The following is a 25,399-nucleotide window of genomic DNA, read 5'->3' as shown; positions in this document are numbered from 1 at the left end:
CGAAGATGGGGAAGCGGCTGCTCGAAGAAATGAAGTTTCGAATCGACGCCGACGACGGGTTGTTCTTGTCGGGGGCAGTCAGAACGGTCCAGAACCGCAACGCGAAACCGATCCTGATCGCGGGGCATGGCTTCCGCGGCCATAAGGAGTGGGGCTTCTGGCCGGATATCGCCAATCGCTTCGCCGAACGCGGCTTTTATACCGTAACGTTCGATTTTGCCCGAATCGACGCCCGAAGACTGGGCGAGGAAGCCGAGGCGCGGGCGTCCACGGTATCGCGCGAGTTACGCGACTGGGATGACGTCGTCACGGCATTGCTGGAAGGCCGCCTGCCTTTATCCGCCGCCGAAGCGGATCGCAGCAGGCTGGGGATTCTCGGGCACAGCCGCGCGGGCGGAACGGCCATCCTCTTCGCCGCGGAGCATCCCGAGGTGCGCGCCGCCGCGATCTGGAACGGCGGCGCGAGCCCCGGCCGTCCGTCCGCGGCCGGCGGGCAGCCGTTGTCGGTCAAGGAGCAGGCGATCCTGGACGATCTGGACCGCCATGCGGACCGCTATCAGGTGGTCCGCCAGTTCGGCCGGCTCCGGATTCCGGCCCTCGTCGTGCAGGGCGACCGGGATCAAGAACGCCTGTTGTCGCAAAATCGCGAGCTTCTGAAGATCGCGCCGTCGCAGACGTTCGTCTCGATTCTCGGCGGCGATCATGCATTCGGCACGGCCGAGCCGTACGAAGGCACGACGGGGACGTTGGATCTTGCCTTCGAGGAGACGGAGACGTTCCTGCGAAAGGTATTTGCGTATTACTAAATCGCGTCCTGCCAGGAGAGGGGAAATCATATGACATCGCCAACCTTTGAAGCATTCGACATCGAGGCCGCGCTTCGCGCCGCCGCCTCGTACCGCCCCGAGATCGCGGCGAATCGCACGCCCGACTATCCCGTTCATCCGCTGGTCCTGAACCGCTGGTCCCCGCGTTCGTATGCGGATCGGCCGGTTGCGGAAGATACGCTGCATACGGTGCTGGAGGCTGCCCGCTGGGCGCCTTCCTCGAGCAACGCGCAGCCTTGGCGCTTCTACGTGGCGCGCACGGAAGCCGAGCACGAGGTGTTCCGCTCGTTCATCAAGCCGAACAACCGGCTGTGGACCGACCATGCGCCCGTGCTGCTGCTGCTGGCCTCCGATAAGCTGCGGGATAACGGCGAGCCGAGCGGGGCGCATGCCTTCGACGCCGGCGCGGCATGGGGCATTCTTGCGCTGCAGGCCAATCTGCTCGGCTTGTCGACCCGCGCCGTCGGCGGCTTCGACGCGGACAAAGCGCGCGAGGCGCTGGAGACGCCGGAGCGGATCGCCCTGCACGCGGTCATCGCGCTCGGGTATCGCGGCGACGCGGACGCGCTTCACGAGAGCTTCCGCGAGCGCGAGGTCCCGAACGGCCGCCGGCCGCTCCGCGAATCGCTGCTGCCGATTCCCGTGAAGGGGTGACCGATCGCGTCAAACCGATCGTTATCGGCGGGCAACCATCATGCGTATCGATGAAAAACTCGAAAAAAGGGCTCTTCCCGCAGCCGAATAGGCGGAGGGAAGAGCCCTTTTTCATTGGTTCGGAAGCAGTCAAGGACGACCGTGCGCGCCTGCGGCGGCGGCAGCCGTAAGTATCAACTCCGCCGGAACCAGACCGGACGATACCGCTTTAACCCGAATGTTCGCCGAAGCTTCGCCAAGCAGCCCGGACGGTTGAATCAGCGCGAGGCAGCGGCCGTTGAACGCCCGCCTGCGGTCGGCCTTGTCGGGCTCGTGGCTGCTCGGGTTGCCGTTGCCTACTCCGAGGACGGATGCGGGGCCGGACAGTTCGAACCGAATCAAGGAATCCGCGGTCGGCACGATGCGCCCTTCCGCATCGACGACGGATACGCGGAGGACGGCGACATCGGTGCCGTCGCCGTTCAAGTGCGTCCGGTCGGCTTCGATGACGATGCGGCTCGGGGCTCCCGCGGTGGCGCGTTCGGCGATCGCGGCCCGGACGCCGCCGTTTTTGCCGATGGCCCGCAGCGTCCCGTGCTCGTAGGGAACGGCCCATTTGATCGGCGACAGCCCTTCGCGCGCTTGTTCGCCCAGCAGCCTGCCGTTCAGCCAAAGCTCCACCGAGTCGCAGTTGCCGTACGTCCAAACCTCGATTTCTTCCCCTTCGCGCCCGGCCCAGTTCCAATGGGGCATGACATGCACGAGCGGCTCCGGCTTCCACATCGCCTGCACCTCGTAATAGACATCCTTCGGAAAGCCGCACGTATCCATGATGCCGAAGTGGGAATTGATGCACGGCCACTCGTACGGCGTAGGTTCGCCCCGGTAATCGAATCCCGTCCACAGGAACACGCCCGTCAGGGACGGGTCGTCGAGCACGGCCTGCCAGCTGACGGCAGGGGAGCAGCCCCAAGACGGGATGCTCGTTCCGTAGGCAGATGCGTAGCCGGAGGCAGGGTCGTCGGCATATTCGCCCCGGGTCGTCGTGTAGCTGGCGGATTCGCTGCCGATCTGCGCGCGGCGGGGAAAGCGGCGTCGGCCGTCCGCGGCGGAGCCCCGGTGGCCGTAATTGTAACCGACGACGTCGACCTGGTCCGCGTAATCGCCTTCATGCCAGCCGTGGTTCATGGCCGCCGCGGTCGGACGGGCGGGGTCGAGCCGCCTCGCTTCGCCCGCCATCCGCTTCAGGATGCGGCTGCCCGTCGCGGTGCCTTCCAGCACCTCTTCGTTCTCCAGGCTCCAGAGGACGATGCAGGGATGATTGCGGTCGCGCAGGATCATGCGCCGCAGGTGGTCCAACCCGCGCGGCGTGCTGTCGAGCTTGCGGTTCTCGTTCATGACGAGCAGCCCCAGCTCGTCGCACAGCGCCAGCAGCTCCGGCGTCGGCGGATGATGGGCGCTGCGGTAGGCGTTGCAGCCCATTTCCTTCAACAGCTTGAGCTTGTAGGCGATCAGGGCATCCGAAAGCGCTACGCCGACCCCGGCAAAATCCTGATGATTGCTCGTGCCGCGGATCAGGTACGGCTTGCCGTTCAACAGGAAGCCGCGCGACGGATCGAAGGCGATGCTGCGCACGCCGAAGACGGTCTCGTAGCGATCGGCGAGCCGGACGTCTACCCGGACATCGTCTCGTGCGGTAAGCAGCTCGACGGGTCCTTCATCCGCATCCGACACAGAATCGGAAGCGCTGGACAATTCCTCGATGATGCTCAGGGCCCTGTATAGATGAGGGTGTTCGGGCGCCCACGGCATCGGTGCTGCCAGCGCCAGCCGCTGATGGACTTCCGTTTCCGAATACGGCGCAATCCCAACCGTCGCGGACTCTGCTTCGGCCAGCGTCTCATCGCCGTCCTTGGCGAGAAGGGAGGTACGAACGCGCACGACCCGGCGAAGGCCGGAATCGTTCCTGACCGTCGTCGCGACGGCCACTTCCGCGGTGCTGCCATCCGCGGCGATCACTGGCGTCGTCACGTAAGTGCCGTACTCCGCTACATGCACGGGATCGGTGCGCTCGAGCCAGAGATGGCGGTAGATGCCGCAGCCCTCGTACCACCAGCCTTCAAGAATCGTCGCGTCGACTTTGACGAGCACGACGTTGTCGCCTTCCGTCCCATAGCGAAGAAGATCGCAAATATCGTAACTGAACGAGGAGGCGCCGCCGAAATGTTCGCCGACCAGATGGCCGTTCAGCCAAACCGCGGAGCTTCCCGTCACGCCGTCGAAGCGAAGCGAGATCCGTTTTCCGAGGTCTTCGGATGGAATAGCGAAGCGCTTGCGGTAATAGCCGATACCAACTTCCAAATAGCCGTGGCTGCCGGAGCGGGAACCGAGGTTCGGGTCGTTGGCGTATTGGCCGTCGATGCCCCAGTCGTGGGGGATACGTACCGATGCCCATTCCGCGGCTTCGGGAATATCGCCGTCTTCGCGGTCGACATAAGCAATCTGCAGCCATTCGCCGTCCTCGCGCGAGCCGCAGTCGGTCAGTCCGCCGGTCATGCCGGCTTTGACGGCATAACGGATCGGAAGCTCGCCGCGCCGGAAATGCCAATCCCCATCGAAAGATTCACGGCTGCGTTGCGATGGCGCGCAGGTTGCAGCTATTTGGTCTAGCCTATCAGTCATGTGGAATCATACCTCCAAGTGAAGTTTTCATCATGTTCTCGTTAGATCAGTGCGACTTTGATGGTATATTTAGCGAAAGACCGCCTCCCGACAACGGGAAGCGGTCTTCGTTACGTCTTGCCTATTCGAGTCTGCTTAAGCGTTTGCCTGAGCCGCTCGCTTATTGTTGCGGATGCGCTGCGAACCATTCGTCAACTTGCTTCTGCATTTCGGCCGTTTGTTTGTCTTCGCCGGCTTTCTTCAGCGCGGCTTTATACTTCGGCAATACCTTCGCCGGATCGACGGCGCCGTTGCTGAGCGCCTTGCCGTATTGCTCGTTGACCGCGAAGAGGTTAACGGATTCCGTCTTGTAGGGCTCGACATTGAAGTTGAAGCCGGCCATCTCGGGACGTTTCGCCGTTTCGTTAAGTTGTTTCGTCTTCTCCCACGTATCGGCCGGTTGACCTTCTTTGAGGTAGCCGATCAGAACGTTGCCGAATACCCAACCTTGGTCGCCTTTGTAGCCGCCGTCTTGGTTGATTTTGATCGTGTTGTCGCCAACGACCGTGTAGTGTTTATCTTTGATGCCGAATGTAAGCAGGTTGAAGAGCGCAGGATCCGTCGATGTCAGTTGCAGGAACTCCAACGCCTTCTCCGGATTCTTGGACGTGTTGCTGATGGAGTTCATCGTTGGTCGAACGCCCGTGAATTCCGGCTCGGAAACGCGTACGTAGACGATATCGTTGTTGCCGAAACGCTTCGCGTCGTCGATTTCGCCGCCCGGTTTCATCGTCGTGTTCCATTCGACGGCGACTTTGCCCGAATTCAACAGGGAGACGAGCGCGTCGTCTTTCATCGTGGCTGCGTCTTTGTAGATGTAGCCGGCTTGATACCATTTACGTACCGTGTTGAGGAAAGTGATTTCTTCCGGTTTATCGAGCGCATTGATGATTTTATGGCTCGGGTCGCCGACTTTGTAGCCCTGAGGCGCGTAACCGAATTCGCGTCCGAAGTCGAACATGTTTCTGGTCGAAGCGATCGGAATGATATCCGGCTCGTTTTCGTGGATCGTTTTCAAAATAGGCTCGATGTCCAATGGCGTCTTGATGTTGCTAAGGTCGAGGTTATACTTATCGACGAAACGCTTCTGGATCGCGAAGCCGTCGGCTTTGGCCGCGATTTGCATGTTCGGCACGCCGTAGATTTTGCCGTCGACCATCGTGTCGTCCCATGCGACTTGCGGAATCGCCGCTTTCAGGTCAGGCGTCTTGCCGAGCAAATCGTTGAGCGGCATCAAAGCGCCTTTGGCTACTTTGTTGTCGTAATCGCCGCCGCCCCAGTTGGATGTCCAGAGGATATCGAAAGCTTCGTTCGCTGCGAGCATGGTGTTGATCTTATCTTTGTAACCGGATTCAAGAACCGGTTTCAGTTTGATCTTGGCGTTGATCTTCGGCTCGATGTAAGCGTTGATCGCGTCTTCGACTTCTTGTTGGTCTGCCGGCATTTCGTAAACGATGTAGTAGTAGCTTAATTCGACCGGCGGTTCTGCCGGCGTAGTCGTATTGTCCGATGTTGCTGCATTCGTGTCCGTATTCGTAGTCGTATCGGTGTTCGTTGCCGCATTTGCGTTGTTTTTCGTGTTGTTCGCTGCGGTGTTTGTAGAATTGTTGTTACTTCCGCAAGCGCTTACGAGAAGCATGATCATTAGGCTGGCCAGCACAACCGGGGCCATGGAACGTTTCCAGACTTTCATGGATGGACCTCCTTGAAATGTTGTTTGTTTGGGAGTGCTCTATTTCAACGCTAATGCCGGCTGTAATGTACTTCTACGTTACCCCCTTTATTCCTGTACGCCGGCAATAACCATGAAAACGATATTCGGGCCGAACTAGCCTTTCAGCGAGCCGACGGTCAAGCCTTTGACGAAGTACTTCTGGAAGAACGGGAAGATGCAGACCATCGGGCCGCCGGCAAGAATCGCCATGGCCATCCGGGCGGACAGCGATGGAAACTTGCTGGTATCCGTGCCGAATTGACTGATGAAGTCGCTGTTGCTGGTCAGGAACTCGAGCTTCTGCATCATGCGGACGAGCAGTAACTGAATCGGAATGAGCTTCTCGTTGTCGATATAGAGCAGCGCCGGGAACCAGGAGTTCCAGAAGCCGAAAGAAAGGAACAGTCCTAATGTCGCAAGTGCCGGAGTCGATAATGGCAAGACGATCGTGAAGAAAATGCGTAATTCCCGAGCGCCGTCGATCTTGGCGGATTCGATAATCTCGAACGGAATCTTGGACATGAAGCCTTTCATGACCATGATATAGAAGGGCGATACGAGACCTGGGAGAATCAGCGCCCAGATCGTATTGTCCAGATGCAAGTATTGTTTGACCAGAATGTAGGACGGAACGAGACCGCCGTTAAACAACATCGTGAAGAAGACGAAGAAGGAAGCCGGCGTGCGATAGCGGAAGTCGCGACGGGCGGTCACGTACCCGAGCATGGCCGTTACGAGCAACGATAGCAGCGTCCCGATGACGGTCGTTAAGATCGTCACTCCGTAAGCGCGGTAGAGAACCAGCGGCGCTTCGAAAACATAGCGGTAAGCTTTGGTCGTAAAATCCATCGGGAGGAGTTGATAACCATGTTCCACGATCGACGATTCTTCCGTGAACGAGATAGAGATAATGAGGACGAAGGGAACGATCATGGCCAAAGTAACGCAGATGAATAAGAGATGCGACAGCAGATTGAAGATCGAGAACGGCTCCCTGCGGGCGCCGGTTGCCCGAATTTTGGCAGGTTTGGCGGTTTTGGCGGCAAGCGATTGCGGCGTTGTATTCATTGCGAGGGAAGCTCCTTTCTAGAACAGCGAGTTCTCATCGTTGATTTTGCGAACGACGTAGTTAGCGATGATGACGAGCACGAGGCCGACAATGGATTGGTAAAGACCGATTGCGGTCGACATGCCGATATCGCCATTCACGCGAAGAGCCCGATAAACGTACGTATCGATAATATCGGTCGTCGGATAGGTCATGCCGCTATCGTTCGGAATGAAGTAATGCAGACCGAAGTCGCCGACGAAAATGTGGCCGATGCTCAGAATGATGAGCACCGTAACGAGATTAGAGAGAAGCGGTAACGTAATCTTCGTCGCCATCTGCCAGCGGGATGCGCCGTCGATCTTGGCGGCTTCGTAGTATTCCTGGTTGATGCCCATAATGCCGGCGAAGTAGACAAGCGTCGAGAAACCAACGTTCTTCCATAAGTAAGCTGAAATGAGAATATATGGCCAAGGGGTTGTCTCCAGGTACCACATATGCGTCGACAGCCCGAGCGTCTCCAGCAATTTGTTAAGGAAACCGTTCTGCGTGTCGAGCAGCGCAAGCGCTACGTAGCTGACGACGACCCAGGAGAGACAATAGGGAATGAACATCGCCGTTTGATGAATGCGCAGCCAGCGTTTGCCCATTTCGTTCATCAATATCGCGAACAGCAGCGCGACGACGGTCGTAAGGATCATATAGGTAAGCCCATAGACGACCGTGTTGCGGGTAATCAGCGTTGCCGTGTCGGATACGAAGAAGAACTTGAAATTGTTAAAACCGACCCAAGGGCTATCCCAGAAACCGAGATCGTAGTGAAAGTCCTTGAAGGCGAGAGCGACCCCGAGCATCGGGACGTAAGCGAAGAGAAGGACGAGCAACGCGCCCGGTAGAAACAGCAGCAGCAACTCCGAGTTCTTCTTCAGGTGAAACCATTGCGATCGTGTATTACTTGGTTTGATCATGCCTTTACCTCCGGGGAATGACTGGACGATGTCCGTGAGGCCATCATGTCACCGGAGCGGCTATGCCGGCAACTGTGCAATCGTTAAGTTCATTCATCGGCGACTGTGATTATTGCGAATGACTGCGGGAATGTCGAAAATGAGAGGATTTGTCGGGGTTCATGAGGCTTTTGTACCAATTCCGGGCAATCGCGCGTGTCAGAATACCGAGCTCCCGATAGATCCTATCGGCACGAAGAAGCCCTGCGGCTATAGTAGCCGCAGGGCTTGGGAAGATTAGACGTCGATCTGGCGGCAAATGAATGGCGAGTCGGATTCGTGCCCGTGAAAGGCTGCTTGTTTGGCGAAATCGCTAGCCGATATTGCTCTTAAGCCGGTATTCTTTCGGCGTGACGCCGTATTTCTTCTTGAAGAGCTTGAAGAACGTGCTTTCGTTGACGTAGCCGACCAACTCCATGATTTCCTTGATGCTGAAGCTTTTCGTTTCCAAATACACGCGCGCGTGGGTGAGCCGCACTTCGTTCAGATACTCCCCGACGGAGACGAGCTCGCTTTGTTTGAAGATGCGGCCGACGTACGCGGAGGTCATCTTCAGCGTTGCCGAGATGCCTTGCAGGCTAAGGTTCATGTCGGCGTACTGATTCTCGATGATATCCTTTATTGCTTCAATAATGGCGACATTCGGTTCCTGTTCGGATCCGCGGCGTTTCTCGTGAATGTCTTGCAACGTCGCGCGGAGCAGCGCGGCTACCTCGGCTATCGTTTCTTGATCCAAAGCTTGCCTGCTCAACGTGCTCAGATCGATCGGCAAAGAGGAGATGCGGTGCTGGTTGATTTCGCGAATCGTCGATTTGATAATCTCGACAAGATGCAGCACGCCGTGGACGATATGGTCGTAATGGCAAGCATGGAGCGGCGCTAGCAATTGGTTGGCGGCCGTTTCCATCGCCGCGAGATCGTTCGTCTTGATCGCTTCGGCGAGCTTCTTCTCGCTGTCGGCCGAGACGGCGTATTCGGTGTGAGCCACGTTCGTGCGGACGAGATCCGGCGTAATGAGCGAACGTTTTCCGAACAAAATCTTGTACAGGGAGTAATGCAGCGCATCCGCGTACAGATTGGATATGGCGTCATGCGACTTCGATATTTCGCTGAACGCAAGGGAGAGCGATAGCTTGTAATACTCCAGAATGATATCTTGGAGCCGGCGCAGATTGTCCGGCAATTCCGCGAGTTCGGCGCCAAGCGCGCCGCCGCTAAGCAACAATACGAGATGGTCGCCGCGAGCATCGATCATCTCGCAAGAGATACGCAGAGGCGAGACTATTTCCCCGGCAATATTCGCGATCGCGAATTCGTAAAGCTTGCGTTCCGTCTCGCTTGAACGGGCCTGAACGACGGCGTAATCGTCGATTTTGACGATCGCGACGAGATAAGGACCTGCAGGATCGATGTGCAGCGCGTATTTCTCGATGCAGGATTCCAACTGATGGCGGCTGAACGAACCGCTTCCGTTCAGGATGCTGCGCAAATAGGATTGCCGCACGATCGTTTGCTGTTTCTCTTTCTCGTCGGTAACCTCGATCAGCTTCTCCGCCATGCGTCCATAAACGCTTCCGACATAGGCCAGTTCATCTCGCGCCGGTACAGGAGAATCGTCGTCCGCGGCTTTAAGCCGGTTAACGCGGGAGAGCAGCGCTTCGATCGGACGGTAGAGCTTGTGGGCCAGGAAGAATGAGGTGACGATGCCGAACAAGAGAAAGCTGATGATGACGATGACGAACGTTTCGCGCATTTTCGAGATCCCGCCTAGCACGGCGTCATAGGGCTGCACGCTGATGACTTTCCATTCCGCGACGCCCATCGTCATGTAGCTGATGATCGATTTTCCTTGGCCGGGGAACTTGTGCGAGAAGAAGCCGATATTCGCAGAAGCTTCCTCGGGATCGCTCCGCATGGTTTGTCGGAGATTATTCAAGTCAGGTAAATTCTTCTCGTCGCCGGACAGAATGAACCCGCCGTTCTTATCCATCAAGAAGATGCTGGATTGATCCGGCGAGGAGAAGCCGTTCACGACCTTCAAGTTGTCGAATACCCATTCCGGCTTCACGTTCAGTACGATGGCGCTTTCGTGGTCGTTCGTGCTGTTGAACGATTCGTAAATAACGACGGAGAAGAAGTCGACGCCGTTCTTGCGGCCGCTGAAGTTCATTGGAATCAATTCCAGCTGGGGAAGCTTCTCGGGCCGTTTCAGCATGGCTTCCAATTTCGGCGTTATATAGCTGTCCTGCATTTCGCTCGCGAGCGGACCGAGTCCGTAAGTATGATCGGTATGACCGTTGTAGACAAGGATGGAATGCAGGAACGATTGCGAATCCATGACGCGATTCAAGAGATTCATGGAATAAATGATATCGATGTCTTCCTGTTCGGAAGTAGACATCAGCGGGGAATAGAAGCGCTCGTCGTTGTAGAGAGACAAGGTCAGGTTATTGACGATGTCTTGCATGAACGTCAAGTTATGATTGATCTGGCTCATGACTTTCGTATTGGCTTCCTTTTGCATCTGCAGCACGCGTTGTTCCGCGCTGTAGTGAAGTATGGCAGAGGAGAGGGAGAGAAGAATGACGAGCAGGACGGTAATGGACAGGAGCATGCGCAGCAAGTACCGTTTGGATTTGTAAAATTGGAGCATTTTCATCTGTGTAAGTTCCCCCTTCGAACGGCTGCTTCACATATAGCAAGCATCGCATAGCGGCGGTCGTAGCGCCACTATGATATTTATGATTTCCTGCGCACGGCGCGCAGGGATTGATGAAATTCACAGCCGGCGCAACAACGTTGAGCAATTGTCGCAGTAGGAGAAGGCGTCTGCGTCTGGCATGCTAGTGCGGAAGGGAGTTGGAACGCGTGGCTGTTGATACGGAGCATGTGGAATATTATGTAAATTTTTCTTTACGTGAGCTTGAAAGGGAGCGGGAAGACAGAGAGGAATCGGATGGATCATCCGATCGTCCATGGCAGGATATCTCATCCGCACAGCGTGCCGTCCGGAAGGTCCGCGCCGGTGGATACGAGGGACCGATCACGGTCTGGTTGGGAGAAGGACGACTCCTGTTGGAGGAACCATTGACGTTCGACGCTCGCGATTCCGGATGCGGCGCTGAAGGAAAAACCGTATATCGAACGTTGCCGGGTGCTTGTCCCGTGCTTGCGGGAGGACGTCGATTAACGGCTTGGGAGGATGCGGGCGACGGTGTCTATCGGTGCCACATCGGGCCAGCGCTGCTGCAGGGCGCGGGCTATACGCTGTTCGAGAACGGCGAACGCGCGCAGGAAGCGAGGAGCCCGAAGCAAGGGTATCATGTGGCAGCAGGCAAATGGTCCGGCGACAGCAGGGAAGGATTCCGGTGCGGGCCTGGCGATCTTCCCGCAATGGCTAATCCCGTATCCGGAGGACTGAAAGTATTCATATGGCCGGGCGAAGGGGAATGGAACTGGTTCACCGAACTGAAGCCGACAATCGCGGTTGACCAGGAGAACGGCACGATCGCGTTCCGAGATCCATCTCCGTGGGGAATCGACGCGGGTTCGCGTTATCGGCTGCAAGGCGCTCGCGAACTGTTGACCGAACCAGGCGAATTCTATCGTGACGAGCAAGCTGGTTACGTTTACTATATGCCGCGCACGCTGCCGATCAAGGAGCAGGAGATTGTACTGCCTCTGATGAAGAGCGTGCTAGTCGTCGATGGCGGCAATAGCATTGTGCATGACTTGGAGTTCCATGGGTTGACGGTCGAAATGTCGGACTTCTTGCCCTCGTATCGGATGCCCGATAGCAATTGCGAGCGCGAAGATGCCCGCGAAGCACTGGTGCGCGTGTCGGGCGCGGAGCGAATCGTGATCGCCGATTGCATCTTGCGCAACGCAGGATTGAGCGGCGTTCTTCTCGATCGGCATTGCCGGAAGATAACGCTCGAGAACAACGTCATCGAGCACATCGGCTTCAACGGCATCTATGCCATCGGCATGGCGCCCGGCGAAGGCGATTTTGCGGATCCGGCCGCTTCCGATATCAATAACGGTCATGTGATTAGCGGCAATACGATTCGGGACGGAGGGGAGTTGATCGGTCATGGTTCCGGCGTTCAGCTCTACCAGAGCGGCGGTTGCGCCATTACGCGCAATGCGATTTCAAGGATGCCTCGCTATGGCATCTCGCTCAAGGGGCAACGCCATAACGCGATGCAACCGGCGTATTACGGAACCGAGGTAACGTGGGACAATCATTGGGACTTTCTGCATGCGAGAAACAACCGAATCGCGGGGAACGATATTTCGGACGTGATGCGCGACAGCCAAGACGGCGGCATGTTCGAAGCTTGGGGAGCGGGGCTTGGCAATTCGCTCGTCGGCAACCGGTTCCACGACAGCGGCATTTATTTCTCCGTTGGCTACGGCATTTATCTGGACGACGCCGCGGACGGGTTTCTGGTGTCCCGTAACGTGGTGCATGATTTGTTCGGCGCCGGCAAAGGCTCGCTCTGGTTCGTGGTCTTCGCCAAGGGAGTCGGCAACGTCGTCGAGAACAACCTGTTCTTCCGGAACGGGGCCAAGGCGGCCATCGGCACGCAGGAGATGGCCGGCGAGCCGAATCGCGACATAACGGTGCTCCGCAACGCCGTCATCGACTCCGGCGAGCAGCTGTACCACTTCATTAATTGGGACGATGCGCGGTTGAAGGAAGCGGACGGTAACCTGTTCTGGCGCTCGGACGGCGCGGCGCCGACGGTCACGGGCTTCCGCGGCGGGGACACGTACGGGAAGCATCCGATTCCGTGGGAAGCGTGGCGGGCGTTCCTCGGCGGACGGTTCGACGCCCGCACCGTCGTCACGGCGCAGCCGCTGCTGGACGAGATCGCGCCGGGGCGATTCCGGTTCCGCCCGGATTCGCCGGTGTGGGGACTGGGCTGGCAGGCGCTGGAGGAGGGAGAATAGGCAGCCGATGCCGCATTCAGGGAAGGGCCTTGGTGCCGCGGCGATCGCGGCAGGCGGGAGCCTTGTCGGCCTCTCCGAACGCAAGCAATAAATACCGTCCCGTCGCCAGCGTACTGCATCTGACGAGCAACGCCGCATATTGCTGGGGCTTCCGGCTTTCTCCACGACGACGTCGAGCGTGTCGGTTGCGCCTCCGGCGCCAATGAAGCGCGCAGCGAACGGCGCACGAAAAAGGCCATTCAGGACGGGACCTGAATGGCCTTTTTCGGCGAATGCGGGCTTGCGCTTATCCCGCCAAGCCGGACAGCGCGGCGTAATCCTCGTCGCTGAGCGCGATGCCGGCCGCGGCGATGTTTTCCTCGACATGCGCCACGCTCGATGTTCCCGGAATCGGAAGCATCGCGGGAGAACGCTGCAGCAGCCAAGCCAGCGCGATCTGCGACGGCTGGGCATCGTTCTTCTTCGCGATGGCGTCGAGCGGACCGCCTTCCTTGGCAAGCGCGCCCGTCGCGAGCGGGAACCAGGGAATGAACGCGATATCGTTCGCTTCCGCGTAGTTCAGGACATCCTCGGAGTCGCGCTTCGACAGGTTGTACAAATTTTGCACGGACGCGATCTTCGCGATGGCGCCGGCGGCTTTCAGCTCCTCGACGCTGACCTGGCTCAGCCCGATATGGCGGATCTTGCCTTCCTGCTGCAGCAGGGCAAGCTCGCCGATCTGCTCTTCGAGCGGCACCTTCGGATCGATGCGGTGCAGCTGCATGAGATCGATGCGCTCCAAGCCCAGATGGCGCAGGCTCAGCTCCGTCTGTTGGCGCAAATATTCCGGACGGCCGACGGGCCGCCAGTCGCCCGGGCCGGAGCGGGTAAAACCGGCCTTCGTCGCGATGACAAGGTCTTTCTTATAGGGATGGAGCGCTTTGCGCAGCAGCAGATCCGCGGTGAACGGGCCGTAAGCATCGGCCGTATCGATGAAGTTGACGCCGAGCTCGGCGGCCCGCTGCAACACGCGAACGGCTTCCTCGGGATCTTTCGGATCGCCCCATACGCCGGGGCCGGTCAGCTGCATGGTGCCGTAGCCAAGCCGATTGACTTGAAGATCGCCGCCGATCGCGTAGGTGCCCGAAGCGGCTGCGGTTTGTTGCGGGGTTGTCATCGTGAATACCTCCGATACGAAAATGTATTGATGAGATTGCAAGGCGGTGAACTGTCCGGTAGGTGCCGGTGCCAAGATTGTAGATCAGCAAGGAAACAATTGCAAATCGCGCGGCGAGGAGCAAGGGCTTGTACTGCTGCGCGGATTCCGCGGGCAAGCGGCCCATCTTCGCGGCGCGGTTATTGCTTGGCACCGGCAACGTCTTCGCTTGCGCGGCTTCTCGGGACGACGGCCTCGGACACTCAGCTCGCTTTCCGCCGCAACAAAAAGCCCGGCACCGTCGGTGCCGGACTTTTCGCTTGGTAGATGCTGCTGCGTCTTGGATTAGATCCGCTGCCACGTATCCTGTCGGCTGCATGCGGGAGTGCGGGTTATCAACGTTTTTTGGACCGTTTTTTGGAGGATGTTTTGGAAGACGTTTTAGCGCGTTTGCTGGAAACGCGGACCATGACGTCTTTTTCGGAGTATACGCAGGATTTGTGATATACCGGGCAGCAGTGATGTTGTTTGACGACCTCTATCGGCTGGATGACGTTGACCAATTGAGGATGGTAGTAGTTTTCATATAAAGTGACCGGCGGATCGTATACGGTTTGCGTAGGGCAGTCCGGGCAGAAATTGGCGTCTGCCGCACCCATGACGTTAGTTGGGTTATAAGGATTCATATAACTCATCTTGTTCATCTCCTCTCTTTCGCTCGATTCCATACATTGTATGTCGAGAGAATTGGAGTTGTCTGTATGGATGCCATGGAAGGACAATGGCCTTCCGGTACGGATGCCGGGTCATGACGAATGCCGGAGATGTTGCCGGCTGCGGCTGCCGAACGGGCGTCAGAGCCGTTTGCTCCGCCGCCACTCGCTCGGCGCCGAGCCGAAACGCCGTTTGAACGAACGGCTGAAATAATGGATGCTCTGAAAGCCGCAAGCCTGCGAGACCTGCTGGACGGTCATCTCCGAGCGCAGCAGATACTCCGAGGCGGCATTCAGCCGCAGCTCGTTCAGATAGCCGAACGGCGTCTTGCCGGTGTGCTGCCGGAACAGCCTTACGAGGTAGGAAGGATTGTAATGGGTATAATCGGCGATGGTTTGCAGCGTGATCGGCTGGGGAAAGACGGATTCCAGGAAACGCAGCGCTTCCGTCACGAGAACCTCGCTCGAGGAGCGCGACGGAGCGGGCCGCGCGGCCGCGGCGATGCCGTCGATCAGCAAGAGCAGCTTGCGCAGGTCCGAGACCAGCGCCTCGAGGAAATTGTCCCAGGGCAGCGCGTGCTCCGTCCGAATCAACGCGTCGGCCGCTTCAAGCGCCGCCCGCAGCGCGGGGTACGGGCCGGACGTCCAGTCGATGCCGCCTTGAAGCCCGTTCCATTCGTAGATGACGTCCACGCCCGGAAGCGGGTCGCCGTCGCCGGCATGGAATTCCGCGAACCAATAGCGCAGCGCATGCGAGCGCTGAACAAGCGCGTGCGGCGTATTCGGCAGCAGGACGAACAAGGCCGTGCCGTTGGCCCGGTAGGTCACGCCGGACCATTCCAGATCCGCTTCGCCTTCCAGGACGCACAGCAGCTCGCAGTACGGATGAACGCCCCCCGCGCGTCCGCCGGCGCCTCCGGCGTTCTCGGCAAAACCGTGTTTTCTGAGCAGCATGGTCTTCACGCTCCCGCACAATGTCAATTCTGTGCAAATGATACTACGGCGGCCGGGCTGCGTATATAGCGAAATCATTGGCCCTGCGGAAATCATGGCAACGAAGTGCAAAGACGATTCAACATGAAAACGCTTATTCTTAGCCTAAAGCCGCCGGCAAGCGAACGGCGGAAGCCGAGGAGATGAACGGATGATGAAAGCATTGCAAATTCATGGCGCCGGCGCGTACGAGATCGTCGAAATTCCCGTGCCGGAGTTGAAAGACGACCAGGTCCTGGTCCGGATCACGCTAGTATCGACCTGTCCCCGATGGGACCTCAGCATGCTCGGCGGCTACGATATGTTCGATGCGACCCGGCCGCCGGATTATCCGCTGCCGCCGGGCTTTCCCGGGCACGAGGCGGTCGGCGTCGTCGAAGCGGTCGGCTCGAGCGTGACGGGCTTCGCGCCGGGAGACCGGGTCGCGGCGTTGGAGCATCTGTCTCCGGGCCAAGGCGCCTACGCGCAGTATATGGCTTATCGGGAGCGGGACCTGCTGAAGCTGCCGGATGCCGTGTCCGATAAGAAGGCCGTCTCGTCCGAGCTGTTGAAATGCGTCCTGTACGGACTGGACCAGTTCAAGGATCTGCAGGGTAAAACGATGCTGGTCGCAGGGCTCGGCCCCGCCGGAATTCTGGCGATGCAGCTGGCGTCGCTATGGGGCGCGAAGGTGACGGCCATCGACGTCAACGCCGAACGGGTAGATACGGTTCGGGCGCTCGGCATCGGCGAAGCCGTGCCGGCGGAGAGTCTCGGGGAGCGGACGTTCGACCTCGGCTACGATTGCGTGGGCGCGGCGGCATCCGTGCAGAACGTGCTGGATCGGACGAACGAGCATGTCGTCGTCTTCGGCGTGCTCCGCGGCAGCGTGACCTACAAGGACGAGCTTTGGTTCAAGGGCGTCACCCTGGAATCGTACAAATACCGCCAGGTCGACGAGCGCTGCCGCCGCCTGCTGCTGGATGCGCTGAGCCGGCCTTCGTTCAATACGGAGATCCTGCAGACGCGGCAGATGTCGTTCAAGGATTACGCGGCGGCGGTCGCGCTGCTCAAAGCGCAGCAGGCGGTGAAAATTTGTTTCAATCCGCAGGAAGCGTTCGAATAACGATCGCATTAAGAGGAGGAGAGCAGCGATGAAAGCGGAAGCGGTCGTATTTGGAAATCGGTTGCAGGCAGCCTTCAGGCAGGTAGAGGTGCCGGAACCCCGCGAGCAGGACGTGGTCATCGAAGTGGACTATTCATGGATCAGCATCGGCACGGAATCTTCCTTCTTCCGCGGCGAACGCATATCGGGCGAGGTGCCTTACCGGCCCGGCGATCCGTGGCCTTTCCCGCAGGTGGCGGGCTACCAGAAGGTCGGCCGCGCGGTGAAGGTCGGCAGCGCCGTCGCGCATGTCAAGCCGGGGGACCGGGTATTCGCCACGGTGAGCCGGATCGAAGGGATGTTCTTCGGTTTCGGGGGGCATGTCAACCCGGCCGTCACGGACGGAAGCCAGGTGTGGAAGCTGCCGGAAGCGGACGTGCCGGACATCGCGTATTCGGGCGCCGTGCTGACGCAGGTCGGCTATAACTGCGGCATCCGGCCGCCTGTGGCGCCGGGCGGCATCGCCGTCGTCGTCGGCGACGGGCTGGTCGGACAATGGGCGGCGCAAACGCTGCACTTGCGCGGCGCGTCCGTGTACATGTTGGGCCGCCGGGAAGAGCGGCTTCGGCTCGCGGAGGCCGGCGGCTACGCGATTCCGCTGAACGGCCGCCTCTCCGACCCGGCGGCGACGCTGCGCGAAGTCGGCGCAGCCGTCGAGATCGTCGTCGATACGGTCGGCAGCCTCGAGACGTTCCGGTCGCTCCAGCCGCTGATGAAACGCGACAGCCATTTGGTCTCGGCGGGCTACCTCGGCGAGAACGGGACCGTCGACATCCAGACGCTGCGCGAGCAGGAAATCACGCTGCACGCGCCTTCCGGCTGGACGAAGCCGCGCATGGACGAGACGATCCGCGGCATCGCCGAAGGCTGGCTGCGGACGGAGCCGCTCATAACCCACCGCTTTGCGGCGCGCGAGGCCGCGAAAGCGTGGGAACTGATCACCGCGCCGGGAAGTCCGTGTTTGGGCGTCGTGCTGGAATGGGGGTCGTCATGAAACGCGTTGCCGGAAGATCAAGCTTATCGAACGTTTCGATGCACCGATAGAAAAGACCGATTAGACGATAACGTGCGCAGCCTGTAGGATATCCTTAAAATCCAACGAAATTAATCGGATTTTAACGGAGGCTGACTGGAATGCCGGAAGCCGGGAGCGCTCAAGCGCAATCGCTTGGAGCCCGGCTTTTTGGCATGCAGGGCGGCGAGAGCTTTCGCGTTACTCGGCTCGGGAGAGGCGGCGCGTCGGCACCTTCTGCATCGACCGCAGCCCGATAACGTCGGGCGGCATCTGCAGGCGGACGCCGAAGCTTCGCGCGATTCGTGTCGGAAGCCGCGCAGCGGTATAATCAGTTGAGGACAACGAAGAAGAAGAGGTGAAACCGATGACTGAACGAATCAGATTGGCAACGGAGGCGGACGCGGAACGACTGCTTGCGATTACTTACGATGCGTACGAGACGATTCGCGAACTGGAGCTGCATTGGCCGGCGGCCAACGCGGACTTGGCGTTGATCGAGGATAACGTGCGCAAGAACGACTGCTTCGTGCTTGAAGTCGACGGCGACGTTCGAGCGACGGTGACGCTTTCCAAGGGAACCGAGTTGAAACATTTGACCGATTGGCCGTTCCTGAAATGGTTCGCCGTCGATCCCGCATTCCAAGGGCAGGGGCTTGGAGGAAAGCTGCTGGACTGGGTGGAACGGACGGTCGCGGAGCAAACGGGCGCACCAGGCGTGACGCTCGCCACGGCCGAGAAACATCCTTGGCTGCTGCCGATGTACGAGCGAAGGGGGTATGAGCGGTTCCACTCCTTCGATCCCGGGAACGGGGACGGGATGATGCACGTGCTGCGCAAGACGGTCATGCCGGATCTTAACCAAGCGCAGTCGGATGGACATGAAGCAGGGCAGAGGGCCGAAAGGTAAGCCAGGCGCCGATCGGATCGGAAGGCGGCGGACAGCGGCACAAACGCCGCGTTCGGTCTGAACAAGGACCCGCACATTGCCGGTTAAAGCCGGTGGACGAGCGATGATACGAGCACGATAGCAATCGGAAGGATGCCCGCGGGAGCATCCTTTTTTGTCGTTTGTACGGTTCGAGCGGCTGCAAAGGGTTGCTGATACGGGAGGCCGGCGAGCGCCGTACCCACGACGGGCGACAGGCGCCGCCTCCGGCAGTCGTGCCATTGCGGCGAAAGGATGAGCCGGATCGCGGGCGAAAGGGACGAATAGCATGTTCAAACATGCCATATCTTGGTTATAATAGAGGGAAAAACAGGTCGGCGGGGGAAAAGGAGGACGCATGATGAAGTGGATCGTTCGAGTCGCGCTGATCGCCGCGGTTATTTTCGTCGGGCTGGGTTCCGAGGATCACCATATCAGCGTGGCGTCCTCCGAGCAGACGCTGGACCAGCTCAGCGCGTCGATATTCGCGCAGCTGGAGCAGCGCAAGACCGAGATCAGCTTCGACTACGTCGGAGACCGCAAGGAACTGTCGGCGAATATCGGCGAGCTGCTCAAGCAAATTTTCGCCAGGGACGATTACGTGGCGTATAACGTGGACGCTTATCTATATACGATTCGCACGTGGAGCGCGGCGGCCAAAATCAAATTGACGGTCACTTACCGCGAAACCGCGGACGAGACGGCGCTGGTAGACGCGAAGCTGAGTCAAGTGCTGCCGGCGATCCTCGAAGACGCCGGAGACGAGCGTAGCCGGGTGCGCGCCATTCACGACTGGATCGTCACGCATGTCGCGTACGATACGACGCTGCAGCATTACACCGCCTACGACGCATTGACGACCGGCAGCACGGTCTGCCAAGGCTATTCGCTGCTGGCGTACCGCATGCTGAAGCTCGCGGGCTTCGAGACGCGGATCGTGGAGGGCAGCGCGGGTTCGGGCAGCCATGTCTGGAATCTCGTGAAGGTGGACGGCCGCTGGCTCCATATGGACGCGACATGGGACGATCCCGTGCCAGACCGTCCGGGAATCGCGAGCTACGCGTATTTTCTGAAGACGGATGCGCAGATGAGACAGGATCATGCATGGACGAAAAGCTATCCGGCAGCGGGTTAAGCCGATTGCGCAAGGTTGCGGGCAACGGGCCGCAAAGGCGAAGCGGCGCGGACGGGGGATCGGCCGAAGGCAATCCAGCGGCGATTAACGACGGCCGTCGCGCGAACCGGAGATCATCCTGGCAGCGGCGGGTCGTCAGGCGGCTGCGCTGCGCCGTCGGCAGTTGCCCGCCGGTACTCGCCCGGCGTCATGCCGAACCGGCGCCGGAATAGCGTGCGGAAATGCTTGCCGTCGGCGAAGCCGCATTCCAGCGCGGCGTCCCGGATCGACAGCTCGCCGGAGCGGAGCAGAAGGCTGCTTCGCTCCAACCGGTACGCGTTGACGAAACCGGCGAAGCTGTCGTTCGCGTGGCTCCGGAACAGGCGGTTCAGCGTGCTGCGACTGATGCCGAGCTTCGCGGCGGCGGCGTCCAGATTGATTTTATCGCGGTGATGCAGGTGGACGTATTCGACGGCCTCCTGCAGGAGCCGCGTTTTTTTTCGGCTGCCGTAATGTCGGTCTTCGGCCTGTTCGCCTTGGCGGCCCAATTCCGCGAGGAGCGCGAGCAGGTATCCCCTCAGCTTGGTCAGGTAGGCCGGTTTTTTCTCCCCGTATTCCCGCAGCATGGCCCCCATGAGGTAGTCGATCTCCATCCCGTCGCTGGCGAAGTATTTCCGGTCGGACAGCAGGGAGCGCACGTCGTAATCGATGAATTCGGGCAGAAACATGCAGTCGATCCATTCGAAAAACGGCGTGATCGGCTCGAACGAATGCGTATCCCCGGCCTGGATGACGAACGCGTCCCCGGCTCCGGCGCGAAAGGACTTGTCGTTCAGCCTATGCACCGCTTTGCCGGAACGGATATAGAGCAGCTCCACGAAGTCGTGTCCATGCTTTCCGACGGAGCGGTAAATCCCGTTATTCAGCAAATGGATGCGAATCCGCTCTTCCGAACGAATGAGCTGCGCGTGCGTGAACCGTCTTTCCGTTTTCATGCGACCACCTCCGGCAACGGGAGCCGATTCACCCCGAATATGAGTCGATAACCCCTCTACTACTCGTTTTATCTCCCTATAATGAGAATGTCAAGCGCTTTCATATACGGATGCGGAAGGATGTGCACGATGGAACATCGGCATGCATGGACGGCACGATGGATATGGCCGGAAAATCGCGGCGAAACGGGGCGCGCGCAGCGCAGAACGCTGTTCCGCAAGACATTCGACAGCAAGGGAGCCGAGGAAGAGATAACGATCGAAGTGACGGCCGACAGCAAATACCGCCTGTACGTGAACGGGACCTTCGTACTGCGCGGGCCATGCAAAGGCGACGATTGGAGCCACTACTACGATACGGTCGATCTGACGCCATACCTCCGGAAAGGGCGGAACGTCATCGCGGCGGAGGTCGTGCATTACCCGAGCCTGTTGACCGGCGGGGCATCGGACGGCGGCCCGCTGTCGGAATGGCGCTCGGATGCCGGCGGATTCTGGCTGCAGGGCGCCCGCAAGGGAGAGAACGGAGCGGTACTGGAGCAGCTGGACACCGACGGCTCTTGGCGGCTCCTTCCATGCGAAGCGGTTATCGTTCAGAAAGAGACGCATACGCTGTTCGTCGGCGGGACGGAGGAGGTGCAGGGCGGACTTGTCCCGGCCGGCTGGCGCGAAGCGGATTACGACGACTCGGCGTGGCCCGTCTGCGCCAAGCCGCTGGAGGCGCTCGACCGGCTCTACGGCCAGCTTCTTCCGTGGCAGCTGAAGCCGCGGCCGATCCCGCCGATGCGCGAGACTGATCGCGAGTTCAACCGGGTGATGCGCGCGTCCGGCATTGAAGGGGCGGCGAGTGCCGACGTGATTGCCTTGAAGCCGAATGCCGACGCGAACGCGAAGCCGAATGACGTCAGCGGCTTGTTTCCGCTTGAGCTGAAGGCGGGAGAATCCGCCTGGCTGGAGCTGGACGCCGGCGCGCTCACGACCGGCTATCCGCAGCTGCAGGTTTGGGGCGGAGGCGCCGGGCGCGTGGAGCTGCTTTACGCCGAAGCTTACGAATACGGGGAACAACGACATAACGGAGGCAATCGGAAAGCCGTCCGCGACGATCCGGAAGGCAAGGCGCTGCATGGCAACGCCGATCGTTATTCGCCGGCAGGCTGGGGCAGCCCCGGGGCGCCGGAAATCTACGAGCCTATGGGGAGGCGCGCGTTCCGTTTCGTCCGGCTCGGCATCCATGCAGGCGACGAACCGCTTACGCTCGCGCGGCTGGGCTGGCGCGAGACCGGGTATCCGCTGCGGGAAACCGGCTTCGTCCGGAGCTCCGATCCGCAATCGGAGGCCATGTGGCGGATCAGCCTGAACACGCTGCAAAACTGCATGCAGGATACGTTCGAGGATACGCCGTACTACGAGCAGATGCAGTATATCATGGACGCCAAATCGCAGGCGCTGTTCGCTTACTCGGTCGGCGGAGACGACCGGCTGGGCCGCAAGACGATTCATGATTTTCACAGCTCGCTGCTCCCGTCGGGCATGCTGCAGAGCCGGTACCCGTCCGTATCGCGGCAGGTTATCCCGGGCTTCGCGCTGTTTTGGGTGCAGATGGTCCGCGATCATTACGCGCATTTCGGCGACGGTGCGCTGGTGCGCCGGTATTTGCCGACCGTCGACGCGGTGCTGGGCTGGTTCGAGCGTTTGACGGAGGACGGACTCGTCGGTTATATTCCCGAGCCTTATTGGGCCTTCGTCGACTGGGTGGATACGTGGCAATCGACCGCCGGCGCTCCTACGGCGAGGTTATCCGGCGCGCTTACCGTATACAACCTGATGTATGCGGCTTCCCTGATCCAAGGCGCCGAGCTGAACGAGGCGGCGGGCCGCCGGGACACGGCGGCCGAATACCGCGCGCGGGCGCAATCCGTGAACCAAGCGGTTCGCGCCGCTTGCTACGACCAAGACAGCGGGCTGTTCCGCGACGGACCGTCCGTGCCGATGTTCAGCCAGCACGCGCAGATCTGGGCGGTGCTTGCCGGAGCGGCGGAAGGCGCGGAAGCGACGGGCTTAATGGAGCGGATGCTGGCCCGCCGGGATCTGGCGCGAGCGTCCTTTTCCATGAGCCATTTCCTGTTCCGAGCGCTGGCGATGACCGGGCTTTACGGCCGCACGGCGGAATTGTGGCAGCCCTGGAAAGATCAGATTGCGCTTGGCCTTACCGCGTGGGTCGAGGATCCCGTCCAGCAGCGCAGCGACTGTCATGGCTGGAGCGCGCTGCCGCTGTACGAGTACCCGGCCGAAACGCTCGGGGTACAGCCGGAGAAGCCGGGTTTCGCAGCGATCCGCATCGCGCCGAAGCCCGCCGGGCAGGAATGGGCGGAAGGCGTCGTCCCGACGCGCCAAGGCGAGGTCCGCGTGCGGTGGGACATCAAGGACGGCCGCTTCGAGCTGCGGGCGAGCGTTCCGGCAGGCGTCCCGGCCGTTGTCGCGCTGCCGAACGGTACCGTGCATGAATTCGCCCAAACGGATATCGCGGCGTCGTGCCCGCTGGACGCGACCGTTGGATGATTGGAGCGGACGCGGCAGGGCTGGACGACGCTTGTTCGCGCGCCGGGTCTCGACCTTGTTGGCTGAACCGCGCCGGTGCACGACCCTTTTACGCCTGATTTTGCTGGGCTGCTAGGCCGAATGTCAGCTTGAAACAGGATGTTAAAAACGAACAAGGCCTCTGCTTCCGCCTAATTGCGGAAATGGAGGCCTTGTTCGTTGGAAGGGCTTAGCCGTTCCTGCGAGCGGCATAGTCGCTGAATCTGCCGCGTGCATCACTGATGTGAGCAAAGACGGCTATCTGCCGTGCGTGCGGCGTAAATGCGTATCAGTTGCAAACTTTGTTGCGCATACCGTTATTGCGCGTATAGACGGCTCTTCTGCCGAGCATGAAGCGTGTACGCGTATCGGCGAGAACCCAGCCAAGCGCGCTGATTACGCTTAACGGGCCAATCGCCGCAGGCGCTACTCCCCGCCCTCGCGGCTGCGGGTCATCTGCTGCCAGACGGAGCCGGCGGCTTCCTCCCCGCGCTGGATGCGCTCCAGCGCGATGCGCGCCTGCAGGCTGACCTCGTATTCCGGGTCGGCCGCGGCTTGCTCGAGCGCCGCGACGGCGGTGTCGTCGCCCGCCTCGTAGAGGAAGCGCGCCGCGCGCCAGCGGACCAGCTTGTTGCGGTCCGCCAGCGCTTGAATCATCGGACCGATCGCGGCAGGGTCGCCGAGATCGGACAGCGTGTCGCAGGCGGTGCGGCGGACGGATGCCGACGCGTCGCGCAGCGCGGCGAACAGCAGCGGCATCGCCTCGGGCAGGCGCAGCTCGCCGAGGTACACGACGGCCAGCCGCCGAATGGAGGCGTTATCGTCGGCGATGGCCTTCGCGAGCGACGGCAGCATCGCCGGCTCGGGCGCCGTGCGGTCGAGCGCTTCGTAGCGGACCGACCAGTCGGGGTCCGCCATCCGCTCCGCGAGCTGCTCCGCGGTCAGCGGCGCGGGCCGCACGACGGGCGCCGCCGCGGCTTCGCCTTCCCCGGCGGCGCCGAGCGCGAGCGCCGCCTCGACGAGGGCCTCCAGCCGCTCCTGCGGGTAGGCGGCTTCCAGCTCGCGCACGAGCTCCGCCGCGATCTCCTCCGGCTCGCCGTAGCGGACGCCGAGCTCCTCCAGCTTCCGCTCGCGGATCATCGAAGCGGCGGCCGCGCGGGTGACCGCCTCCGTGAAGGCCGCGGGCATCGCGGCGCGCGACTCGCCGCCCGGCGTGCGCACGCGCACCTGCATCGGGATGCCCCGATACAGCTGCACGAACGCGTGCGCCTCGCCGAAAGCCTCGGCGGCGCCCGGCCCGGGGCCGTCGCCCCCGGCGGCGCCGGCTTCATCGCTTTGCAGCAGCTGCCGCGCCGCGGTCAGGATGCGCTCCCAGTCCGCCCCCGGCTTCCGGTCGAGCGCGATGAAATCCGCCGTGCGGAACAAGCCGCGCACGCCATCGATGGCCAGCAGGCCGCGCAAGGGCTCCGGCGCGCCGGCCGCATCGCCCGGCGCGTAGCTGATGCGCTGCCCGGGCGCGAGTTTATCGTCAACGTTCAATTTCATCGTATTTGGACTTGGCGTCGGTTCAATGCCGATCAATTTCATTTCGTTTCGCCTCCGGTTCCCCGTCATTCGTACGTTAACAGTGTAAACCATCCGGCCCGCTAATCTCAAACCGCAGGTTTCCCGGCGGCGGGACGATCCTTTCGTTTTCTTCGGCGTACCCCCGTTTCCTTCGCCGCGCGGGCGCAGGATTCGCTTTCCGTTCACAAAACGCCCGGTTTCCGCCGCCTTCGGGGTTTGATTAATGGAATTAACCTTGGTATCTTTGAGAGAAAGAGAGCGGTCCGGCGTGCGCCCGAGGCAGTTCAAGCGGCAGCGAAGCGCGCCAGGACGCGGG

General features: G+C 60.4%; 18 protein-coding genes. 8 read left to right on the top strand and 10 right to left on the bottom strand.

Translation table 11 applies throughout. The features are described 5' to 3' along the window. Positions 1 to 5 precede the first annotated feature (5 nt). Both AC50YL_RS15075 and AC50YL_RS15070 read left to right on the top strand, forming a co-directional pair. Positions 6 to 806, top strand: a complete 801-nt coding sequence (locus AC50YL_RS15075; protein WP_494833019.1) for an alpha/beta hydrolase — start codon at positions 6 to 8, stop codon at positions 804 to 806. 30 nt (positions 807 to 836) lie between these two features. Next, entirely contained in the window at positions 837 to 1,481 is a 645-nt protein-coding gene (locus tag AC50YL_RS15070) for a nitroreductase family protein (protein WP_494833018.1), read from the top strand. A gap of 129 nt (positions 1,482 to 1,610) precedes the next feature. On the opposite strand, the gene AC50YL_RS15065 is transcribed toward AC50YL_RS15070, so the two are convergent. The 5 genes from AC50YL_RS15065 to AC50YL_RS15045 form a co-directional block, all read right to left on the bottom strand. After that, positions 1,611 to 4,142 carry a glycoside hydrolase family 2 TIM barrel-domain containing protein gene (locus tag AC50YL_RS15065; protein ID WP_494833017.1) on the bottom strand — a complete coding sequence of 844 codons (2,532 nt, stop codon included), beginning with the start codon at positions 4,140 to 4,142 and terminating at the stop codon, positions 1,611 to 1,613. A 160-nt stretch (positions 4,143 to 4,302) separates the two neighbouring features. Continuing rightward, a complete protein-coding gene (locus AC50YL_RS15060; RefSeq protein WP_494833016.1) occupies positions 4,303 to 5,874 on the bottom strand; it encodes an ABC transporter substrate-binding protein in 1,572 nt (523 codons plus the stop codon). Positions 5,875 to 6,009: 135 nt separating this feature from the next. Further along, positions 6,010 to 6,828, bottom strand: a complete 819-nt coding sequence (locus AC50YL_RS15055) for a carbohydrate ABC transporter permease (protein WP_494833417.1) — start codon at positions 6,826 to 6,828, stop codon at positions 6,010 to 6,012. 153 nt (positions 6,829 to 6,981) lie between these two features. Continuing rightward, positions 6,982 to 7,911 carry an ABC transporter permease gene (locus tag AC50YL_RS15050; protein ID WP_494833015.1) on the bottom strand — a complete coding sequence of 310 codons (930 nt, stop codon included), beginning with the start codon at positions 7,909 to 7,911 and terminating at the stop codon, positions 6,982 to 6,984. Positions 7,912 to 8,263: 352 nt separating this feature from the next. Next, positions 8,264 to 10,609 (bottom strand): helix-turn-helix domain-containing protein, encoded by a 2,346-nt coding sequence (locus AC50YL_RS15045; RefSeq protein ID WP_494833014.1) that lies wholly within the window; start codon positions 10,607 to 10,609, stop codon positions 8,264 to 8,266. Between the two features lie 416 nt (positions 10,610 to 11,025). Here AC50YL_RS15045 and AC50YL_RS15040 point away from each other — a divergent pair, with 416 nt between their 5' ends. Next, on the top strand, positions 11,026 to 12,906 hold the full coding sequence (locus AC50YL_RS15040) for a right-handed parallel beta-helix repeat-containing protein (protein WP_494833013.1): 1,881 nt from the start codon (positions 11,026 to 11,028) through the stop codon (positions 12,904 to 12,906). A gap of 286 nt (positions 12,907 to 13,192) precedes the next feature. Here AC50YL_RS15040 and AC50YL_RS15035 read toward each other — a convergent pair whose 3' ends face one another. From AC50YL_RS15035 to AC50YL_RS15025, 3 genes are all read right to left on the bottom strand, one after another. Further along, positions 13,193 to 14,062: an aldo/keto reductase gene (locus tag AC50YL_RS15035; RefSeq protein ID WP_494833012.1), complete on the bottom strand. Its 870-nt coding sequence runs from the start codon at positions 14,060 to 14,062 to the stop codon at positions 13,193 to 13,195. A gap of 374 nt (positions 14,063 to 14,436) precedes the next feature. Continuing rightward, positions 14,437 to 14,736, bottom strand: coding sequence for a hypothetical protein (locus AC50YL_RS15030; protein ID WP_201755273.1), 300 nt, complete (start codon positions 14,734 to 14,736; stop codon positions 14,437 to 14,439). Positions 14,737 to 14,895: 159 nt separating this feature from the next. Next, positions 14,896 to 15,708, bottom strand: coding sequence for an AraC family transcriptional regulator (locus tag AC50YL_RS15025; protein WP_494833011.1), 813 nt, complete (start codon positions 15,706 to 15,708; stop codon positions 14,896 to 14,898). Between the two features lie 190 nt (positions 15,709 to 15,898). Here AC50YL_RS15025 and AC50YL_RS15020 point away from each other — a divergent pair, with 190 nt between their 5' ends. From AC50YL_RS15020 to AC50YL_RS15005, 4 genes are all read left to right on the top strand, one after another. Beyond that, the gene (locus tag AC50YL_RS15020) at positions 15,899 to 16,852 is read left to right on the top strand and encodes a zinc-dependent alcohol dehydrogenase (protein WP_494833010.1); all 954 of its coding nucleotides are present in this window, start codon (positions 15,899 to 15,901) and stop codon (positions 16,850 to 16,852) included. Positions 16,853 to 16,880: 28 nt separating this feature from the next. Continuing rightward, positions 16,881 to 17,885, top strand: a complete 1,005-nt coding sequence (locus AC50YL_RS15015) for a zinc-binding dehydrogenase (protein ID WP_494833009.1) — start codon at positions 16,881 to 16,883, stop codon at positions 17,883 to 17,885. Positions 17,886 to 18,270: 385 nt separating this feature from the next. Beyond that, positions 18,271 to 18,813, top strand: coding sequence for a GNAT family N-acetyltransferase (locus AC50YL_RS15010; RefSeq protein ID WP_494833008.1), 543 nt, complete (start codon positions 18,271 to 18,273; stop codon positions 18,811 to 18,813). A 376-nt stretch (positions 18,814 to 19,189) separates the two neighbouring features. Continuing rightward, positions 19,190 to 19,966, top strand: coding sequence for a transglutaminase domain-containing protein (locus tag AC50YL_RS15005; RefSeq protein WP_494833007.1), 777 nt, complete (start codon positions 19,190 to 19,192; stop codon positions 19,964 to 19,966). 113 nt (positions 19,967 to 20,079) lie between these two features. Here AC50YL_RS15005 and AC50YL_RS15000 read toward each other — a convergent pair whose 3' ends face one another. Beyond that, positions 20,080 to 20,940 carry an AraC family transcriptional regulator gene (locus AC50YL_RS15000; RefSeq protein WP_494833006.1) on the bottom strand — a complete coding sequence of 287 codons (861 nt, stop codon included), beginning with the start codon at positions 20,938 to 20,940 and terminating at the stop codon, positions 20,080 to 20,082. A 129-nt stretch (positions 20,941 to 21,069) separates the two neighbouring features. Here AC50YL_RS15000 and AC50YL_RS14995 point away from each other — a divergent pair, with 129 nt between their 5' ends. After that, entirely contained in the window at positions 21,070 to 23,499 is a 2,430-nt protein-coding gene (locus AC50YL_RS14995; protein WP_494833005.1) for an alpha-L-rhamnosidase-related protein, read from the top strand. A 444-nt stretch (positions 23,500 to 23,943) separates the two neighbouring features. On the opposite strand, the gene AC50YL_RS14990 is transcribed toward AC50YL_RS14995, so the two are convergent. Further along, positions 23,944 to 25,104: a conserved virulence factor C family protein gene (locus tag AC50YL_RS14990; RefSeq protein WP_494833416.1), complete on the bottom strand. Its 1,161-nt coding sequence runs from the start codon at positions 25,102 to 25,104 to the stop codon at positions 23,944 to 23,946. Between the last annotated feature and the right edge of the window lie 295 nt (positions 25,105 to 25,399).

The sequence above is a fragment of the Paenibacillus sp. J22P277 genome (assembly GCF_059383675.1).
Note: the sequence above shows the minus strand (reverse complement) of the source record. Positions and strands in the feature narration are given on the sequence as shown.

Bases quoted from the DNA above. Each gene is read 5' to 3' on its own strand.
- AC50YL_RS15075 (WP_494833019.1), top strand. From the start codon at position 6: ATGGGGAAGCGGCTGCTCGAAGAAATGAAGTTTCGAATCGACGCCGAC.
- AC50YL_RS15070 (WP_494833018.1), top strand. From the start codon at position 837: ATGACATCGCCAACCTTTGAAGCATTCGACATCGAGGCCGCGCTTCGC.
- AC50YL_RS15065 (WP_494833017.1), bottom strand. From the start codon at position 4,142: ATGACTGATAGGCTAGACCAAATAGCTGCAACCTGCGCGCCATCGCAA.
- AC50YL_RS15060 (WP_494833016.1), bottom strand. From the start codon at position 5,874: ATGAAAGTCTGGAAACGTTCCATGGCCCCGGTTGTGCTGGCCAGCCTA.
- AC50YL_RS15055 (WP_494833417.1), bottom strand. From the start codon at position 6,828: ATGATCGTTCCCTTCGTCCTCATTATCTCTATCTCGTTCACGGAAGAA.
- AC50YL_RS15050 (WP_494833015.1), bottom strand. From the start codon at position 7,911: ATGATCAAACCAAGTAATACACGATCGCAATGGTTTCACCTGAAGAAG.
- AC50YL_RS15045 (WP_494833014.1), bottom strand. From the start codon at position 10,609: ATGAAAATGCTCCAATTTTACAAATCCAAACGGTACTTGCTGCGCATG.
- AC50YL_RS15035 (WP_494833012.1), bottom strand. From the start codon at position 14,062: ATGACAACCCCGCAACAAACCGCAGCCGCTTCGGGCACCTACGCGATC.
- AC50YL_RS15030 (WP_201755273.1), bottom strand. From the start codon at position 14,736: ATGAGTTATATGAATCCTTATAACCCAACTAACGTCATGGGTGCGGCA.
- AC50YL_RS15025 (WP_494833011.1), bottom strand. From the start codon at position 15,708: ATGCTGCTCAGAAAACACGGTTTTGCCGAGAACGCCGGAGGCGCCGGC.
- AC50YL_RS15020 (WP_494833010.1), top strand. From the start codon at position 15,899: ATGATGAAAGCATTGCAAATTCATGGCGCCGGCGCGTACGAGATCGTC.
- AC50YL_RS15015 (WP_494833009.1), top strand. From the start codon at position 16,881: ATGAAAGCGGAAGCGGTCGTATTTGGAAATCGGTTGCAGGCAGCCTTC.
- AC50YL_RS15010 (WP_494833008.1), top strand. From the start codon at position 18,271: ATGACTGAACGAATCAGATTGGCAACGGAGGCGGACGCGGAACGACTG.
- AC50YL_RS15005 (WP_494833007.1), top strand. From the start codon at position 19,190: ATGATGAAGTGGATCGTTCGAGTCGCGCTGATCGCCGCGGTTATTTTC.
- AC50YL_RS15000 (WP_494833006.1), bottom strand. From the start codon at position 20,940: ATGAAAACGGAAAGACGGTTCACGCACGCGCAGCTCATTCGTTCGGAA.
- AC50YL_RS14995 (WP_494833005.1), top strand. From the start codon at position 21,070: ATGGAACATCGGCATGCATGGACGGCACGATGGATATGGCCGGAAAAT.
- AC50YL_RS14990 (WP_494833416.1), bottom strand. From the start codon at position 25,104: ATGAAATTGATCGGCATTGAACCGACGCCAAGTCCAAATACGATGAAA.